The organism is Massilia sp. Root351 (assembly GCF_001425045.1).
Lineage (GTDB): Bacteria > Pseudomonadota > Gammaproteobacteria > Burkholderiales > Burkholderiaceae_D > Rugamonas.
In genome coordinates this window covers 74,601-90,370 of record NZ_LMDJ01000010.1, presented here as the reverse complement: position 1 = coordinate 90,370, position 15,770 = coordinate 74,601, and the positions used below count along the sequence as shown (strand labels likewise).

The window sequence follows — 15,770 nt, the reverse complement described above, 5'->3', positions numbered from 1 at the left end:
CCGTCGGCTGCGGAGCAAACCAGGATCGCGCCGTCCATCTGCGCAGCACCGGTAATCATGTTCTTGATGTAGTCGGCGTGGCCTGGGCAGTCAACGTGAGCGTAGTGACGCGATGCGGTCTCGTACTCGACGTGTGCGGTGTTGATGGTAATGCCGCGTGCTTTTTCTTCTGGTGCAGCGTCGATCTGGTCGTAAGCTTTAGCTTCGCCGCCGAATTTCTTCGACAGAACGGTTGCGATTGCTGCGGTCAGGGTGGTTTTGCCGTGGTCGACGTGACCGATGGTGCCAACGTTGACGTGCGGTTTGGTCCGCTCGAATTTACCTTTTGCCATTTTATTCTTCCTTAGAACAAGATTTAAAGTTGCCCGGCCGGGGGGATCACCCCTCGGCCGGTCAATTCATTATTTTACTTCGCTTTAGCGGTAACGATTGCGTCGGTTACGTGCTTAGGCGCTTCCGAGTAGTGCTTGAATTCCATCGTGTAGGTCGCACGGCCTTGCGTTGCGGAACGCAGGGTGGTCGAGTAACCGAACATTTCCGACAGAGGCACTTCGGCTTTGATGATCTTGCCGCCGCCGCCTGGGATTTCGTCCATGCCCTGCACCATACCACGGCGGGACGACAGGTCGCCCATCACGGTACCGGCGTAGTCTTCCGGCGTTTCCACTTCCACTGCCATCATTGGTTCCAGGATGACTGGATTTGCCTTGCGGCAGCCGTCCTTGAATGCCATCGAAGCGGCCATGCGGAACGCGTTTTCGTTCGAGTCCACGTCGTGGTACGAACCGAAGAACAGCGTGACCTTCACGTCCACCACTGGGTAGCCGGCCAGCACGCCGGTAGGCAGCGTTTCGCGCACGCCTTTTTCTACTGCAGGGATGTATTCGCGAGGCACGGTACCGCCCTTGATCGCGTCCACGAATTCGAAGCCCTTGCCTGGCTCTTGCGGTTCGATCTTCAGAACCACGTGGCCGTACTGGCCGCGGCCACCGGATTGCTTGACGAACTTGCCTTCGATTTCTTCGCAAACCTTGCGGATGGTTTCGCGGTAAGCCACTTGTGGCTTGCCAACGGTCGCTTCCACGCCGAATTCGCGCTTCATGCGGTCAACGATAATTTCCAGGTGCAGCTCGCCCATACCACCGATGATGGTCTGGCCGGATTCTTCGTCGGTCTTCACGCGGAACGAAGGATCTTCCTGTGCCAGGCGGTTCAGCGCCAGGCCCATTTTTTCCTGGTCAGCCTTGGTCTTCGGCTCAACAGCCTGCTGAATCACCGGCTCCGGGAACACCATGCGTTCCAGCACGATGATCGACGCTGGATCGCACAGGGTTTCGCCGGTGGTCACGTCTTTCAGGCCCACCGCAGCGGCGATGTCGCCGGCGCGCACTTCTTTGATCTCTTCGCGCTGGTTGGCGTGCATCTGCAGAATACGGCCCAGGCGCTCTTTGCGGCCTTTGACCGAGTTGTACACGGTGTCGCCCGAGTTGATGGCGCCGGAGTACACGCGGAAGAAGGCCAGCTGGCCGACGAACGGGTCGGTCATGATCTTGAAGGCCAGCGCCGAGAATTTCTCGTCGTCGGCAGCTTTACGCGATGCAGGCTCTTCGTGCTCGTCGGTACCGGTCACGTCGTCGATGTCGACTGGCGATGGCAGGTATTCGATCACGGCGTCCAGCATGGCTTGCACGCCCTTGTTCTTGAAGGCGGTGCCGCACAGCATAGGAACGATCTCGGAAGCGATGGTGCGGTCGCGCAGCGCTTTCTTGATCTCGGCTTCGGTCAGGTCGCCTTCTTCCAGGTACTTGTTCATCAGGTCTTCGGTCGCTTCGGCAGCGGCTTCAACCATCTTCTCGCGCCACTCGGCGGCCGAGGCAGCCAGTTCCGCAGGAATGTCGACGTAGTCGAACTTCATGCCCTGGGACGCGTCGTCCCAGATGATGGCTTTCATCTTGACCAGATCGATCACGCCTTTGAAGTTGTCTTCAGCGCCGATAGGGATCTGGATCAGGACCGGGTTAGCCTTCAGGCGAGCGCGCATCTGCTCGTAGACCTTGAAGAAGTTGGCGCCGGTACGGTCCATCTTGTTGACGAAGGCCAGACGTGGCACTTTGTACTTGTTGGCCTGACGCCATACGGTTTCCGACTGAGGCTGTACACCGCCCACTGCGCAGTAAACCATGCAAGCGCCGTCCAGCACGCGCATCGAGCGTTCAACTTCAATGGTGAAGTCAACGTGGCCCGGGGTGTCGATGATGTTGATGTGGTGCTCAGGGAAGTTGTTCGCCATGCCCTTCCAGAAGCAGGTGGTCGCTGCGGAAGTAATGGTGATGCCGCGCTCTTGTTCCTGCTCCATCCAGTCCATGGTGGCGGCGCCGTCGTGCACTTCACCGATTTTGTGGTTCACGCCGGTGTAGAACAGCACGCGCTCGGTGGTGGTGGTTTTACCAGCGTCGATGTGAGCGGAGATACCGATGTTGCGGTAGCGCTCAATGGGGGTCTTGCGGGCCATAATAGATCCTAAATCTTTTAATGGACAAAACCGGACGCCATTTTTTCCAAAATGAGCCCGGCTTCGAACAAATGATTAAACGGCCGGAACACCAGATTCCGGCCAGTTTTATTAGAAGCGGAAGTGCGAGAACGCCTTGTTCGCTTCAGCCATACGGTGCACTTCGTCACGCTTCTTCATTGCACCGCCACGGCCTTCAGCCGCTTCCATCAGCTCACCGCCGAGGCGTTGTGGCATGGATTTTTCGCTGCGCTTGTTGGCAGCTTCACGCAGCCAGCGCATGGACAGGGCCATACGGCGCACTGGGCGGACTTCAACCGGCACCTGGTAGTTTGCACCACCAACGCGACGGGATTTCACTTCAACCAGCGGCTTGGCGTTGTTGATCGCGGTAGCGAACACTTCCAGCGGATCTTTGCCGGATTTCGAAGCGATGTGCTCGAAAGCACCGTAGATGATGTTTTCTGCGACCGACTTCTTACCGGACAGCATCAGCACGTTTACAAACTTGGCGACATCGGTGTTGCCGAATTTTGGATCCGGCAGAATCTCGCGCTTGGGTACTTCACGACGACGTGGCATATCAATTCCTTTCAATCTTCAGTTGAGCTTGCGGCGATATGTTCCGCAGCTCGCGGATCACCATCATAGTGGTCCACTTACTCGGTCAGTTCGACCGATACATTCACTTAGTTAGCTGCCACTAAACGAAACTTGGTATTACTTCTTACCTGCTTTAGCGCGCTTGGTACCGTACTTCGAGCGAGCTTGCTTACGGTCTTTAACGCCCTGGGTATCCAGTGCACCGCGAACCATGTGGTAACGCACACCCGGCAAGTCTTTTACACGGCCGCCGCGCAGCAGAACCACGCTGTGCTCTTGCAGGTTGTGGCCTTCGCCGCCGATGTACGAAATCACTTCGAAACCGTTGGTCAGACGCACTTTGGCGACTTTACGCAGTGCCGAGTTAGGCTTCTTAGGGGTGGTGGTGTACACACGGGTGCAAACGCCACGTTTTTGCGGGCTGTTTTCCAGCGCCGGCGATTTGCTCTTCACGCGCAGCGAAACGCGTGGGTTGCGAATCAATTGATTGATGGTTGGCATCGTTGTTAATCCAACAAAATTACTACCGTTGACAACCCGGACAAGCGTCCGGGGGCTAAAACCTAGTCCCGACTCACTTCCGCATGCGGCACCGAAGGCGCGAGCAGCCACTCACCAGGAGCGGCCTGCAAAAAGCGTATACGATGCGCAGAATAAATCGAGAACTCGCGAGTATAGACTGGTAAACAAGTCGAGTCAAACCCTTTCGCCGCCACCGGCCCTGCCGCTGCGGCATTTCGGCAGCATACGTGCAATATGGAAACTGTTACCATTTCCATCATGTCGAACCAGAACATCTTCGTCAGCCTGGCGTCCTATCTGGACCCGATGCTGTTCTTCACGCTCAACGAGGCGGTGGCCAAGGCCGCCCATCCGGAGCGGCTGCGCTTTGCCGTGGTGGACCAGCACTACGCCAGCCAGCGCGCCGCCGTCGCCGCCCTGCCGTACGGCGGCCTGGTGCGCTACGTGCACGTGCAGCTGCAGGACACGCTGGGCGTGAGCTGGGCCCGCAACCTGGCCTTCTCCTTGTATGACGGCGAACAGTACCTGCTGCAGATCGATTCCCACACCTGCTTCGAGCCGGGCTGGGACGAGTCGCTGCGGCGCCAGCACGGCCAGCTGCTGGAGCTGGCGCCCAAGCCGGTCATGAGTACCTACCCCTACCGCTTCGACATGGTGGACGGCGTGCCGCACTACACGCCGCCCGAGGGCAAGACCGTGCTGGTGCTGCGCCCGCACCCGGACACCCCGCTGCTGCCCGGCGGCGACGTGGTGCTGCGCTTCATCGCCAGGCACCTGTTCACCGACCGTCCGGTGCCGGCCTGCCACATCGCCGGCGGCTTCGTGTTTTGCCACGGCAGCTTTATCGACGACGTGCCGTACGACCCTTATCTCTACTTCCACGGCGAAGAGCAAAGCCTGGCGGTGCGGGCCTGGACCCGCGGCTGGGACATCTACCACCCGCTGCACGTGCCGCTGTACCATTTATATAAGGCGCCCAACACGCCGCACGACAGCCACCACTGGCACGGCGAAGTGGACCGCCTGCGCGCCTTCAGCGGCGCCTACCTGACAACGCGCGCGGCCGAGCGCCTGCGGCGCCTGCTGTGCGGCGACGGCCTGCCCGGCGCCTACGGCCTGGGCAGCGAGCGTACGCTGGCGCAATACGCCGCCTTCAGCGGCATCGACTACCGCAACGGCACCGTCAGCGACCCATTCCACGGCCAGCTCTGCTGAGCCGGCGCGCCCGGCAGCCCCGGGCGCCCCCTCCGTGCACGAAAGCGCTCGCCGCGCGGCGCAAAGGGCCGGATAATGGGCAACTTTTTTTTATTTCCCGTGTCATGCGTCTTCTGTTTCGCCCCGTCCCCGCTCCCGCCGCCAGTTCGCTGGCGGCCCAAGCCTTCCTGCTGCTGAGCTACCTGGCCCTGTCTGCCGTGCCCTTTGTGCCCCTGCTGCTGGGCAAGCCGGTGGACGCACCGTGGCAGACGCTGGGCATGGAAGTGGTGGCCTGGGTCACCGTGTGGGCCGTGTTCAAGCGCCCGGCCTGGTTCCACTGGCTGCTGCTGCCGGCCTTCCTGGCGCTGCCCACCGAGGTCTACCTGATCGTCTACTACGGCCAGGGTATCTCCACCCACCACCTGGGCATCATTGCCGAGACCAGCCCCAAGGAAGCCATGGAATTCCTGGGCCGCACCGTGTACCTGATGGCGGCGGTGCTGGCCGGCGTCATCGCCTGGTTCGGCGCGGGCTGGTACGTGGCGGTCAGGACGCGCGCGCTGGCCTGGAGCGACAGCTCGCGCTGGGTGGCGCTGGCCATCGTGGCGGCGCTGGCCTGCCTGGCCGGCTACGGCTGGGAATTCGGCGTGGCGGGCAAGCCGGCCAGGCACGGTTCGGCGCATGCCTCGGCGGCCGCCTCGGCGCCGGCCAGCGTGCACGCCTCCGGCTTCGGCGACGGCGCGTCGGCCGAGCTGGAGGACGCGGAAGAGGACGACGCGGCCGCCAGCGCCGCCGCCACCGGGGCCGTGGCGCCGGCCGGCCGCACCGGCTGGAAGCTGGCGCCGCTGGCCTGGTGGGCCAAGGTGCCGGTCGATTTCGCCGCCTTCAGCAACACCTGGCCGTTCGGCCTGATGGGGCGCGGGGTGGACTTCTACAACGAGCGCCAGCACTTGGCCGAACTGGGCCGCACCAGCAGCAGCTTCACCTTCAAGGCGCGCCAGGCCGAAGGCAACAGCGAGCCGCAGGTGGTGGTGGTGGTGCTGGGCGAATCGTCGCGCTACGACCGCTGGAGCCTGAACGGCTACGCGCGCGAGACCAATCCGCTGCTGAGCAAGGAAAGCAACCTGGTCACGCTGCGCGACGTCATCACCGCCGTCTCGGCCACGCGCCTGTCGGTGCCGGTCATCATTTCACGCAAGCCGGCCATGCAAAGCCTGAAGGACGGCTTCGCCGAAAAGTCCTTCATCACCGCGTACAAGGAAGCCGGCTTCAAGACCTACTGGCTGTCGAACCAGATTTCATTCGGCCAGTTCGACACCCCGGTGTCGGTGTTCGCCAAGGAAGCGGACGTGATCCAGTTCCTGAACCTGGGCGGCTTCACCAACAATTCCAATTTCGACCAGATCCTGTTCGATCCGCTCAAGCACGCGCTGGCCGACCCGGCGCCGAAAAAGCTGATCGTGCTGCACTCGCTGGGCAGCCACTGGAACTACAGCCAGCGCCACCCGAAGGAGTTCGACAAGTGGCAGCCCTCGCTGTACGGCATCGACAAGCCGGCCTACACCGACCTGAAGATCAAGCCGCAGCTCAATAACAGCTACGACAACTCCATCCTCTACACCGACTGGTTCCTGGCGCAGGTCATCGGCACGCTGAAGGCGCAGCAGGTGGCCGCGTCCATGCTGTATGTGTCCGACCACGGCCAGACCCTGTACGACGGCAGCTGCCGCCTGGCCTTCCACGGCCACAACACGCAGTACGAATTCCACGTGCCGGCCCTGGTCTGGTACTCGGACCAGTACCAGGAACGCTATCCCGGCAAGGTGCAGCAGCTGGCCAAGCACAAGAAGGCGCGGCTGGCGACGGAGAACATGTTCCACACCCTGCTCGACATGGGCGACATCCGCTATGAAGGCGAGCGGCTCGAATGGAGCTTCCTGAGCCCGACATTCAAGCAGCACAAGCGCTACGTGGACAGCTACGGCTGGACCAACTACGACAACGCCATCATCAAGGGCGACTGCCGCGAAGTGATCGACAAGAACAAGCCGCTCAAGCAAGATTGAGGCGATCGCCAGCCGCCACGCCAAGCACAATGCCCTGGCCACGCATGAAACGACCTATACGCAATGGCCGGAATCCGTGTATCAGGCGGCGCGCAGGACGTGGCCGCAATCGTCGGGGTGCGCCAGGTAGTTGCCCAGCCAGGCGTGGACTTGCGCGGCTTTGGCTTCGATGGCGGAACCGAAGCCGCGCTGGGCCAGCAGGGTCAGGCCGTTGGTGTGGGCCAGCACGCCGGGGCGCACGCGCAGCTGGCCGCCTTCGGCGCTGACGCACAGCGGCGCCAGGCGGTGCGCCAGCAAGGGGGCGAGCACCAGGTTGTGCGAGGAGACCAGCACCGTGCCTTGCTGCGCCAGCGTGTCCAGCACGGCGGCGGCGCCGGACACGGATTCGAGGTGGTTGGTGCCCCGGAAAATTTCGTCGATGAGGAAGACGGCGCGGCCCTGCCCGGCCAGCGCCAGCAGCTCGTGCGCACGGCGCAGTTCGGCGATGTACAGGCTTTCGCCGCCGGCCAGCGAGTCTTCGCTCTGCATGCTGGAGTAGACCGGCAGCAGCGGCACGCTGGCGCTGCGCGCGTAGCAGAACCCGAAGGCGCGCGCGGTAATGAGGTTCAGGCCCAGCGTGCGCAACAGGGTGCTTTTGCCGATGCCGTTCTGGCCGGAGATGAAGGCGCCCTTGCCTTCCAGCGTGATGGTGAGCGGCATGGCCTGGTCAAGCAGCGGGTGGACGAGGCCGTCCAGCTGCAGCTGCGCAGCTGGCGATGCGGCGGATGCGGGCTGCGTCGCCCAGCAAACCACCGGCGCGGCGCGCAATTCGCGCGCGAGCGCCAGGTCGGCGTCCAGGCCGGCCACCATGCGGTAGCTGTCGCGCAGGAAGGCGCGGTGGGCCAGGAACAGGTCGCGCCCGGCAAAGTAGCGGCGGATGTTGGACAGCCCTATCCATTCACCGTACTCCTTCAAGCCGGGAATGACGCTCTCCAGCGAGGAACGGCCCAGCTGGCGGCTCAGCTTGCCGGCCTGGGCGGCACCGTCGCGGAAAGGCGCGGCTAGCGCGGCGCCAGGCCCGGCGCCGCCCGCCAGCGCGCCCAGCAGGCTGTGGGCGCGCAACTGCAGCTGCAGCGTGCCCACCAGCTGCTCCCAGCGCTGCGACTGCTCGTAGAACTTCACCTGCACCAGCATCAGCAGCACCCACAGGACCAGCGCCGCCACGCAGAGCGGCCACCACAGCAGCACCAGCGCAGCGCTCAGCAGGAAGGCGGGCGGCAGCCACTTGAGCAGGCGGCTCCAGCGCGGCGCGGGGGCGGGCCCGGCGCCGAACAGCAGTCCGGCGATTTCGGTTTCGGCGCAGCGCAGATCGACGCAGGCGGTTTGCAAGGCGGCGCGGTGCGGGTCCGCGCCGTCCGCCGCCAGCGCGCGCACGCGGGCCGCGGTGGCCGCGGTGGCGGCGACGTCGGCGGCAGCGCCGCTGCCGGTGCCGAGCAGGCGGCGGTGCAGCTCCTGCTGGCCGAAGATGCTGGTCCCGCGCGCCAGCCGGTCCGCATACTGGTCCAGCAGAAGGTCGTCCCAGGTCTGCCGGTCCACCGGTGCAGCGCCGGCGTGGGGCGGCAGCGTGGCGGCGTACATCGCCACGTCGCTGCGCGGGAAGGGGTAGTCGATAAGGGGAGCGCTGAAGCCTGCCAGCAGTTTGAACATGTCCGCATTGAGAGTGATTGAATTCCTGGCAAGTTGAGGCGCTTGCCGGGAATTCAATGCGCGCGGTCAGCGGAATGTGTAGAGCTTGACCTTCTGCGCCGACCAGCGGTCGCCGTCGAGGCGGATATGGCGGCCCTGGTGGGTCTGGTCGCCGTTCATCCAGCGCCCCTCCTGCCACGCGCCGTCCTGGAAGCCGCCTTCGGTGGCCTTCTCGATGCCGACCGTGGCGGCCGGGTCGCCGGGATCGCGGAAGGTCACGGTCATGCCTTTGCCGGCGACGACGAATTCATCCTCGCCGGTCTGGATCACCAGCCCGCCGCGCCCTTCGTACTCCAGGCTCTCGGTCTTGCCCCACTGGTTGGCCAGGCTCACTTCAAGCTGGAAGCCGCCCAGCATCACCTTGGCCGGCGTGGGGTCGACCACGCCGTCATAGGACAGGTTGGCCTTGAAGCCGCGCATCACGCCCTTGCCCTGCGACTGCATGATCAGCGGCGTCATCTGGCGCAGCAGCGCGTAGGCGCCGCGCAGCGGATCCTTGGGCGCGTCCTTGATGTCCTCGATGCCGAACGGCGAGTAGCCGATCGCATCGAGCTCGCCGATCGAGAAGAAGGCGTTGGCGCCCAGTTCCGGGCGGCCGATGCGGTTGCCCTCGGGGACGAACAGCGGATTGTCCGGCCGCTTGAACTGGCGCGCCCATTCGGCAAAGTTGGGGAAGTAGCTGTCGATGGCCAGGATGTCGACCGCCGGTGCGCCCGCCTTCCAGATATCGAACAGGTGCGGCAGCGGACCGGCGCTCGGATACTCGCCCGGCTTCTTGCCCGGCCGGTTCAGCGCCACGTTGACGAACATCGGCAGGCCGTAGGCCGCCTTGCCGGCCGCCGCCAGCCCGTTGGTGAAGACGGCGTAGTACCAGGCCTGGAACACTTCCTGCGCCTCGATCGAGTCGCCGAATACCTCGCCCCAGCTGCCCGCGTTGCGGCTGCCGCGGCTTTCCCACAGCTTGCGCACCATGGGGTGCAAGCCGGCGCGGTTGGCGGCCAGGTAGGCCGTCAGCTGCGCCGGCACCGGTCCGGCGAACGCCGCGTTGGCGGGCGCGCTGTAGTCGCGCACGTCCGGCAGCATGCCGATCTCGTTTTCAACCTGCACCATCAGCACGGTGCGCTGCGGGTCCGCCTGCTTGAGGTGCTTCATCATGGCGGAAAAGGCTGCCGAATCGGCCTTCAGCGTCGCGGCGCCGAACGGCGAAAGGATATCCTGCGCCTGGCCGGCGCGGTTGCGCGCGCGCGGGAAACGCTGCTGGTCGCGCTTGACGAACGGCGGCATATAGGTCGACATGGAATTTTTCCAGGCGCCGAACCAGAGCAGGATCAGGCGGCTGTTGCTGGCGCGGGCCTGCTTCAGCATGCCATCCAGCACGGTGAAATCGAAGCGGCCTTCCTGCGGCTCGACCTGGTCCCATTCGACCGGGGCCAGCACGGTATTGACGCCCGCCTCTTTCAGCGGTTGCCACAGTTTTTCGAGGTAGGGGAGGCTGGAGGCGTTGGAGTTGTGCAGTTCGCCGCCAAGCACGAGGAAGGGTTGGTTGTCTACGATGAGCTGCACGGCAGTGCCCTGCTTGCGCAATTGCGGCACGGGTGCATCGGGCGCCGCACCCATGGCGGGCGATGCGAGGAGCATCGCCGCCAGGGTTGCAGCAGGCCGCCATCGCTTGGGGAAGCGAAGGTTCATGCGGCCCTTTCGTTTAGAACTTCATGCGCAGGCCAACTGCGAAGGTGCGGCCCGGGTCGTACTGCGACATGGTGGCGTTCGAGAACTGGAAGTAGCCGCGGCGCTTGCCCTTGTTCAGGTTCACGATGTCGAAGGTCAGCGATGGCCAGCCTTCGCGGTCGAACACCTGGTCCAGTTCGATCGCCGACGAGAAGTCCCACTGCTTGTAGGTGTCGCCGAACAGCGCAGCTTGCGTGATGCCGCTCTGGTTCGCCGTGGCCACCTGGCTGCCCTGCGAGTAGGTGTGCATGAAGCGCGCCATGTAGCCGTGGTTCTCGTAGTACACGCTGAAGTTGTTGGTCTTCTTCGGTACGCCCAGCGCGATGAAGCCGCTGGAGCCTTCGCCGCTGGCCTTCTGGTTGATCAGCGTCAGCGTTTCATTGAAGCCGAAGCCCTTGATCGGCAGCAGCTTGTCGAGCGGCTGCACCCAGCCCAGTTCCAGGCCGCGAATGCGCAGGATGCCGTCGGCGTTGCGTGGACGGGTCATTACCACCTGCGCCACATCCGGACCGCCGCGCGAATCGATCGCCTGCTGCTGCGTCGGGATCAGCGTGCCGTAGTTGATGCCGTACTGCGCCAGCGCGCTGAACGGCATGCTGATGTTTTCCTGCACCGTGAAGCCGTTGACGCGCTTCTGGAAGCCGGTGACCGAGACGTAGCCTTCGCGGCCGGTGTACCAGTCCAGGCCCAGGTCGATGTTGTCAGACAGGTATGGCTTCAGGTTCGGGTTGCCCATGGTGCCGGTGTCGGCCGACACGCCGGAGAAGTTGATGCCCGGACGCAGCGCGTTTGGATCGACGCGGGTCATGCTGCGCGATGCGGCGGCGCGGAACACCATGTCCTTGCGCACGTCGACGGCAACGGTGGCCGATGGCAGCACGTTGCTGTAGTCCGTGTTCTGGTAAACCCAAGCGCTGATGTTCGGGTACTTGCTGCCGTTGAGCGTCAGGTTGGCATTGCGCGGATCGGACTGCGAGTTGAGCGCGCCCACTTGCTGGTTGGTGCGCACGTAGCGCACGCCGGCGTTCCAGCGCGTGGTGAAGCCGGCCGGAGCCAGTTCGCCGCTCGCTTCCATGTACACGCCCTTCGATTTCTCGCGGATGTAGCCGGCGCTGGCGCCGGTGGACGATGCGCCCGAATCCGGCGCGGTGCTGTTGTAGTAGTCGTAGTTAGAATCCTTGCGGAAGCGGTCCCAGTCCAGCGCCAGGTTGCCGTACGGGCCGGGCACCAGGTAGCCAGGCAGCGCGGCGTTGGTGATCAGCGAGCCCTGGTAGGTCAGCGGCGCGGTCTGGCCGGCCGTGTAGCCGGTGCCGTAGCCCGGGTACAGTGCGGCGGCGCTGGCGCCCGGGGTGCTGGCGCCGTTGCAGGCCGGCGCGCCGTTCGGGCCTTGCAGGAACACGGTCGGGTTGTTGCCGCAGACGGCGGCCTGCCATGCGGCGGAGTTGTCCTGCGCGCGGATCTGGCGGTCGATGTCGTCCCAGGCGAGACCGCCCTTGATGGTCAGCGTCTTGTCGCCCCACGCCAGGTTGGTGTGGAAGCCCTTGGTTTCGGTTTCGCGCAGTTCGTTCTGGATGTTGACGCGGCCGCCCACCCACTGGTAGCTGGCCGGGTTGCTCAGGTCCAGGTTGGACACGATCGACGGCACGCCGCCGTTGTTGGCGTAGGTGATGGTGTTGCCGCTGTTCGGGGCGGTCATCGGCATCACGGTCGGCGCTTCGTGCGTGAAGCGGCTGCGGTTGTAGTTACCCGCCACGTCCAGCACCAGCTTCGGCGTGATCTTCCATTCGGCGCCGGGGTTGATGCCCAGCAGGTCGACCTTGTCGCGGCGCGGGCCGAACTCGATGAAGTTCAGCGCGTTGGCGAAGGTGCCGGAGGTGACCGTGCAGCCATTGGCGCAATCGGTTTTATCGACCTGCATGTTCAGCGGGATCGACGCGTTGTTGCGCACCGCCCAGGTGTAGGCATTGCGCTGCATGTCGTCGTCCTTCTTGCTGTACATGGTGTCGACGTAGAAATGCAGGTTTTCGGTCGGACGGTATTCACCCGACAGCACGGCGGAAATCTTGTCCTTGGTGCCGTAGTATTCCATGGTGCGGCCCAGGCGCGGCACGATCGCGTTGTCGATCTGCTGGATCGTCAGGCCCGGGTTCTTCGACAGCAGGAAAGCCTGGTCGATCACGGTGCCCGCCACCAGGCCGTTGCCGGCATTGGCCGGCACGGTGGCAGGGATGGTCCAGTTGCCGCCGCCGGTGTTGTTGCGGGTCGGCGAGCTGCTTTGCGCGGCGGTCAGGTTGGGGTTGGTCCAGCCCACGGTTTCAAAGCCGGTGGTGCGGGCTTCCTGGCGCGACAGCGAAATGCCGCCCAGGATACCGTACTTGCCTTCCCAGGTATTCGACCAGATGGCGGTGCCGCGCGCGCCGGCCTTGTCGGCGATCTGCTGCTTGGTGCCGGTCAGGCTGATGGAGGTCTGGCGGCCTTCCTTGTCGAACGGACGCGCGCTGCGCAGGTTGACCACGCCGGCCGCGCCGCCTTCGATCTGGCCCGCGGTCGGGCTCTTGCTGACGGTGAGCTTGGTGAACAGGTCGGTCGGCAGCAGGTCGAGGTCGACCTCGCGGTTGGTGTTGGCGCCGTCGATCGGGCCGGACGAGGCCACCGCCACCGGCGAATTGTTCAGCAGGATCTTGGTAAACGAGGAGCCCAGGCCGCGGATCTGGATCGTCATGCCCTCGCCCGTCACGTCGCGCGACACGCCCACGCCCGGCACGCGGGCCAGCGATTCGGCGATATTCTTGTCCGGGAATTTGCCGAGGTCTTCGGCATTGATCGAATCCTGGAAGCCGACCGATTCCTTTTTATCTTTGGCGGAAGAGATCAAGCTGTTGCGGAAACCCGTCACTTTCACGGTTTGCAACGGCGCTGCGCCGTCCTGTGCCGCCTCGGCGGCAGCTGCCACCGGCGCCGTCGGCGGCGTGGCCGCCTCTTGTGCATATGCCTGTGCAATGACGCTGGCCATTACCGTCAGACCCAATACCACCTGCTTGCGCGCCTGGGCGGCGTGCTTTCCGTGCTGCTTGATCATCTTTGTCTCCTGGTGTTTTTCGATGCTGCTTTTATCAGTGTAGGAGCGTTTCGGCGAGCTTGTCAACATTTTCTAACATCGAATGTTATACGCAACCATTTGCAGTTTCCCGCGCGGATACAGTGCGTTACAGTAGCCACAAAAATAAGCACGGCGGCAACAAAAAGATGCATGTTGAACGCAATCATGCATGGCCGAGGCGGTTGTCCGGCCGGACAAGCTCGGACAGCCGGACAGCGGACATGGCCTGTCGCCCCCTGATAAATCAAGCACTTAGCGGCAACATGCGGCTGGCATGGTTTCTGCATTGTCGTGCTTACATTTTTCACAAGCACAGACCATGATCCGAGACACTTCCCATCAAGACACCGTCATTGCGCCGCCGGCCGGGCAGCAGCTGAAGCGCAAGCTGATGGCGCTGGCGGTGGCCGTGGCGCTGCTGGCCGGCGGCGCCGTCCTGTACGGCAACTGGGCCGGCAGCAGCCATTCGGTCAGCGCGGCGCGGCTGCGCATCGCCGACGTGACGCGCGGCACGCTGATACGCGACGCCGCCGTGAACGGCCGCATCGTGGCCGCCGTCAGTCCGACGCTGTACTCCACCTCCCCTTCCACGGTCACGCTGAAAACCCACGCCGGCGCCACCGTGAAAAAAGGCGACGTGCTGGCCATCCTGGAATCGCCCGACCTGACCGACGAACTGAAACGCGAGCAGGCCACCTACCAGGAACTGGCGGCCGAAGTGGCGCGCCAGCAGATCCTGGCGCGCAAGCAGAAGATGCTGGCCAAGCGCGACGCCGACACCGCCGAGATCGACCGCCTGTCCGCCCAGCGCACGCTGGAGCGCTACGACAGCGTGTCCAACGAAGGCGTGGTGGCCAAGATCGACTACCAGAAAGCCAAGGACGCGCTGCAGGCCGCCGAGATCCGCTCGCGCCACGCTGCGCAGGCGGCCGAACTGGAAGGCGACAACGTGCTGCTCGAGCTGAAGACCAAGTCGGCCCAGCTGGAACGCCAGAAACTGAACCTGGCCAACGCGCAGCGCAAGGTGGACGAGCTGACCGTGCGCGCGCCGGTGGACGGCTTCATCGGCACCCTGTCGGTGCCAAACCGCAGCGTGGTGCCGGCCAATGCGCCCTTGATGACCCTGGTGGATTTGTCCGCGCTGGAGGTGGAGGTGGAAGTGCCGGAGACCTATGTGGCCGACCTGGGCATCGGCATGAACGCCGAGATCCAGGTGGGCGGCGGCACCGCCATGGGCAAGCTGTCCGCGCTGTCGCCGGAAGTGGTGAAGAACCAGGTGCTGGCGCGCGTGCGCTTCGAAGGCAAACAGCCGGAGGGCCTGCGCCAGAGCCAGCGCGTGAGCGCGCGCCTGCTGATCGACGAAAAGCCGAACGTGCTGATGCTGCCGCGCGGCTCCTTCGTCGAGTCCGAGGGCGGCCGCTACGCCTACGTGCTGCGCGACGGCGTGGCCGTGCGCACGCCGATCAAGCTGGGCGCCACCAGCGTGACGGCAGTGGAAATTCTGAGTGGATTGAAGCAAGGCGACAAGGTGGTGGTCGCCGGCACCGAGACGTTCGAGAACGCCGAGCGCGTCTCGATCAACCAATAACGCACCAATCGAACCGTAAAGAGGCCCTTCATGCTGCGCATGCAAAACCTGAGCAAAGTGTACCGCACCCACATGATCGAAACCCACGCGCTGCGCGGCTTCGAGATCAACGTCAAGCAGGGCGAATTCGTCACCGTGACCGGCCCGTCCGGCTCCGGCAAGACCAGCTTCCTGAACATCGCCGGCCTGCTGGAGGAGTTCACCGACGGCGAATACGTCCTCGACGGCACCAACGTCAAAGGCCTGGACGACAACGCCCGTTCGCGCCTGCGCAACGAGAAACTGGGCTTCATCTTCCAGGGCTTCAACCTGATCCCCGACCTGTCGCTGTTCGACAACGTCGACGTGCCGCTGCGCTACCGCGGCTTCAATGCGGCCGAACGCAAGGAGCGCATCGAAGATGCGCTGGCCAAGGTGGGCCTGGCTTCGCGCATGCGGCACTACCCGGCCGAACTGTCCGGCGGCCAGCAGCAGCGCGTGGCGATCGCGCGCGCGCTGGCCGGCTCGCCCAAGCTGCTGCTGGCCGACGAACCGACCGGCAACCTGGATACGGCCATGGCGCGCGGCGTGATGGAGCTGCTGGAGGAAATCAACGCGCAAGGCACCACCATCCTGATGGTGACGCACGATCCGGAGCTGGCAGTGCGCTCGCAACGCAACGTGCACATCATCGACGGCCAGGTGTCGGACCTGGTGCGCAAGGCGCCAACGCTGGTGCAGGCATAAGGAGCG

The 15,770-nt window shown here is 64.2% G+C and carries 11 protein-coding genes; 4 read left to right on the top strand and 7 right to left on the bottom strand.

All coding sequences use genetic code 11. The features are described 5' to 3' along the window. From ASD15_RS12845 to rpsL, 4 genes are all read right to left on the bottom strand, one after another. The coding region (locus ASD15_RS12845; RefSeq protein WP_229418168.1) for a GTP-binding protein at positions 1-332 on the bottom strand (332 nt) is incomplete at its 3' end. Positions 333-406: 74 nt separating this feature from the next. Further along, positions 407-2,512, bottom strand: coding sequence for an elongation factor G (gene fusA / locus ASD15_RS12840; RefSeq protein ID WP_057155379.1), 2,106 nt, complete (start codon positions 2,510-2,512; stop codon positions 407-409). A 111-nt stretch (positions 2,513-2,623) separates the two neighbouring features. Further along, positions 2,624-3,094 (bottom strand): 30S ribosomal protein S7, encoded by a 471-nt coding sequence (gene rpsG / locus ASD15_RS12835; protein WP_057155378.1) that lies wholly within the window; start codon positions 3,092-3,094, stop codon positions 2,624-2,626. A gap of 138 nt (positions 3,095-3,232) precedes the next feature. Then, complete coding sequence (rpsL, locus tag ASD15_RS12830; RefSeq protein ID WP_056392507.1) at positions 3,233-3,616, bottom strand: 30S ribosomal protein S12; 384 nt, start codon at positions 3,614-3,616, stop codon at positions 3,233-3,235. 255 nt (positions 3,617-3,871) lie between these two features. Here rpsL and ASD15_RS12825 point away from each other — a divergent pair, with 255 nt between their 5' ends. Both ASD15_RS12825 and ASD15_RS12820 read left to right on the top strand, forming a co-directional pair. Continuing rightward, positions 3,872-4,852: a GlcNAc-transferase family protein gene (locus ASD15_RS12825; protein WP_082551805.1), complete on the top strand. Its 981-nt coding sequence runs from the start codon at positions 3,872-3,874 to the stop codon at positions 4,850-4,852. 104 nt (positions 4,853-4,956) lie between these two features. Next, positions 4,957-6,897, top strand: a complete 1,941-nt coding sequence (locus ASD15_RS12820; RefSeq protein WP_082551804.1) for a phosphoethanolamine transferase — start codon at positions 4,957-4,959, stop codon at positions 6,895-6,897. Positions 6,898-6,978: 81 nt separating this feature from the next. Here ASD15_RS12820 and ASD15_RS12815 read toward each other — a convergent pair whose 3' ends face one another. From ASD15_RS12815 to ASD15_RS12805, 3 genes are all read right to left on the bottom strand, one after another. Beyond that, positions 6,979-8,583: a DNA mismatch repair protein MutS gene (locus tag ASD15_RS12815; RefSeq protein ID WP_082551803.1), complete on the bottom strand. Its 1,605-nt coding sequence runs from the start codon at positions 8,581-8,583 to the stop codon at positions 6,979-6,981. 66 nt (positions 8,584-8,649) lie between these two features. After that, entirely contained in the window at positions 8,650-10,311 is a 1,662-nt protein-coding gene (locus ASD15_RS12810) for a DUF5597 domain-containing protein (RefSeq protein ID WP_057155376.1), read from the bottom strand. Positions 10,312-10,324: 13 nt separating this feature from the next. Continuing rightward, positions 10,325-13,429 carry a TonB-dependent receptor gene (locus ASD15_RS12805; RefSeq protein ID WP_057155375.1) on the bottom strand — a complete coding sequence of 1,035 codons (3,105 nt, stop codon included), beginning with the start codon at positions 13,427-13,429 and terminating at the stop codon, positions 10,325-10,327. Positions 13,430-13,769: 340 nt separating this feature from the next. Between ASD15_RS12805 and ASD15_RS12800 the strand changes: the two genes are divergently transcribed. Both ASD15_RS12800 and ASD15_RS12795 read left to right on the top strand, forming a co-directional pair. Beyond that, a complete protein-coding gene (locus ASD15_RS12800) occupies positions 13,770-15,038 on the top strand; it encodes an efflux RND transporter periplasmic adaptor subunit (RefSeq protein WP_057155374.1) in 1,269 nt (422 codons plus the stop codon). A 30-nt stretch (positions 15,039-15,068) separates the two neighbouring features. Further along, positions 15,069-15,764: an ABC transporter ATP-binding protein gene (locus tag ASD15_RS12795; RefSeq protein WP_057155373.1), complete on the top strand. Its 696-nt coding sequence runs from the start codon at positions 15,069-15,071 to the stop codon at positions 15,762-15,764. Positions 15,765-15,770: the final 6 nt, after the last annotated feature.

What these genes read in the sequence shown, in the direction of transcription:
- fusA (WP_057155379.1), bottom strand. Translation starts at nt 2,512, where the DNA reads ATGGCCCGCAAGACCCCCATTGAGCGCTACCGCAACATCGGTATCTCC.
- rpsG (WP_057155378.1), bottom strand. Translation starts at nt 3,094, where the DNA reads ATGCCACGTCGTCGTGAAGTACCCAAGCGCGAGATTCTGCCGGATCCA.
- rpsL (WP_056392507.1), bottom strand. Translation starts at nt 3,616, where the DNA reads ATGCCAACCATCAATCAATTGATTCGCAACCCACGCGTTTCGCTGCGC.
- ASD15_RS12825 (WP_082551805.1), top strand. Translation starts at nt 3,872, where the DNA reads ATGGAAACTGTTACCATTTCCATCATGTCGAACCAGAACATCTTCGTC.
- ASD15_RS12820 (WP_082551804.1), top strand. Translation starts at nt 4,957, where the DNA reads ATGCGTCTTCTGTTTCGCCCCGTCCCCGCTCCCGCCGCCAGTTCGCTG.
- ASD15_RS12815 (WP_082551803.1), bottom strand. Translation starts at nt 8,583, where the DNA reads ATGTTCAAACTGCTGGCAGGCTTCAGCGCTCCCCTTATCGACTACCCC.
- ASD15_RS12810 (WP_057155376.1), bottom strand. Translation starts at nt 10,311, where the DNA reads ATGAACCTTCGCTTCCCCAAGCGATGGCGGCCTGCTGCAACCCTGGCG.
- ASD15_RS12805 (WP_057155375.1), bottom strand. Translation starts at nt 13,429, where the DNA reads ATGATCAAGCAGCACGGAAAGCACGCCGCCCAGGCGCGCAAGCAGGTG.
- ASD15_RS12800 (WP_057155374.1), top strand. Translation starts at nt 13,770, where the DNA reads ATGATCCGAGACACTTCCCATCAAGACACCGTCATTGCGCCGCCGGCC.
- ASD15_RS12795 (WP_057155373.1), top strand. Translation starts at nt 15,069, where the DNA reads ATGCTGCGCATGCAAAACCTGAGCAAAGTGTACCGCACCCACATGATC.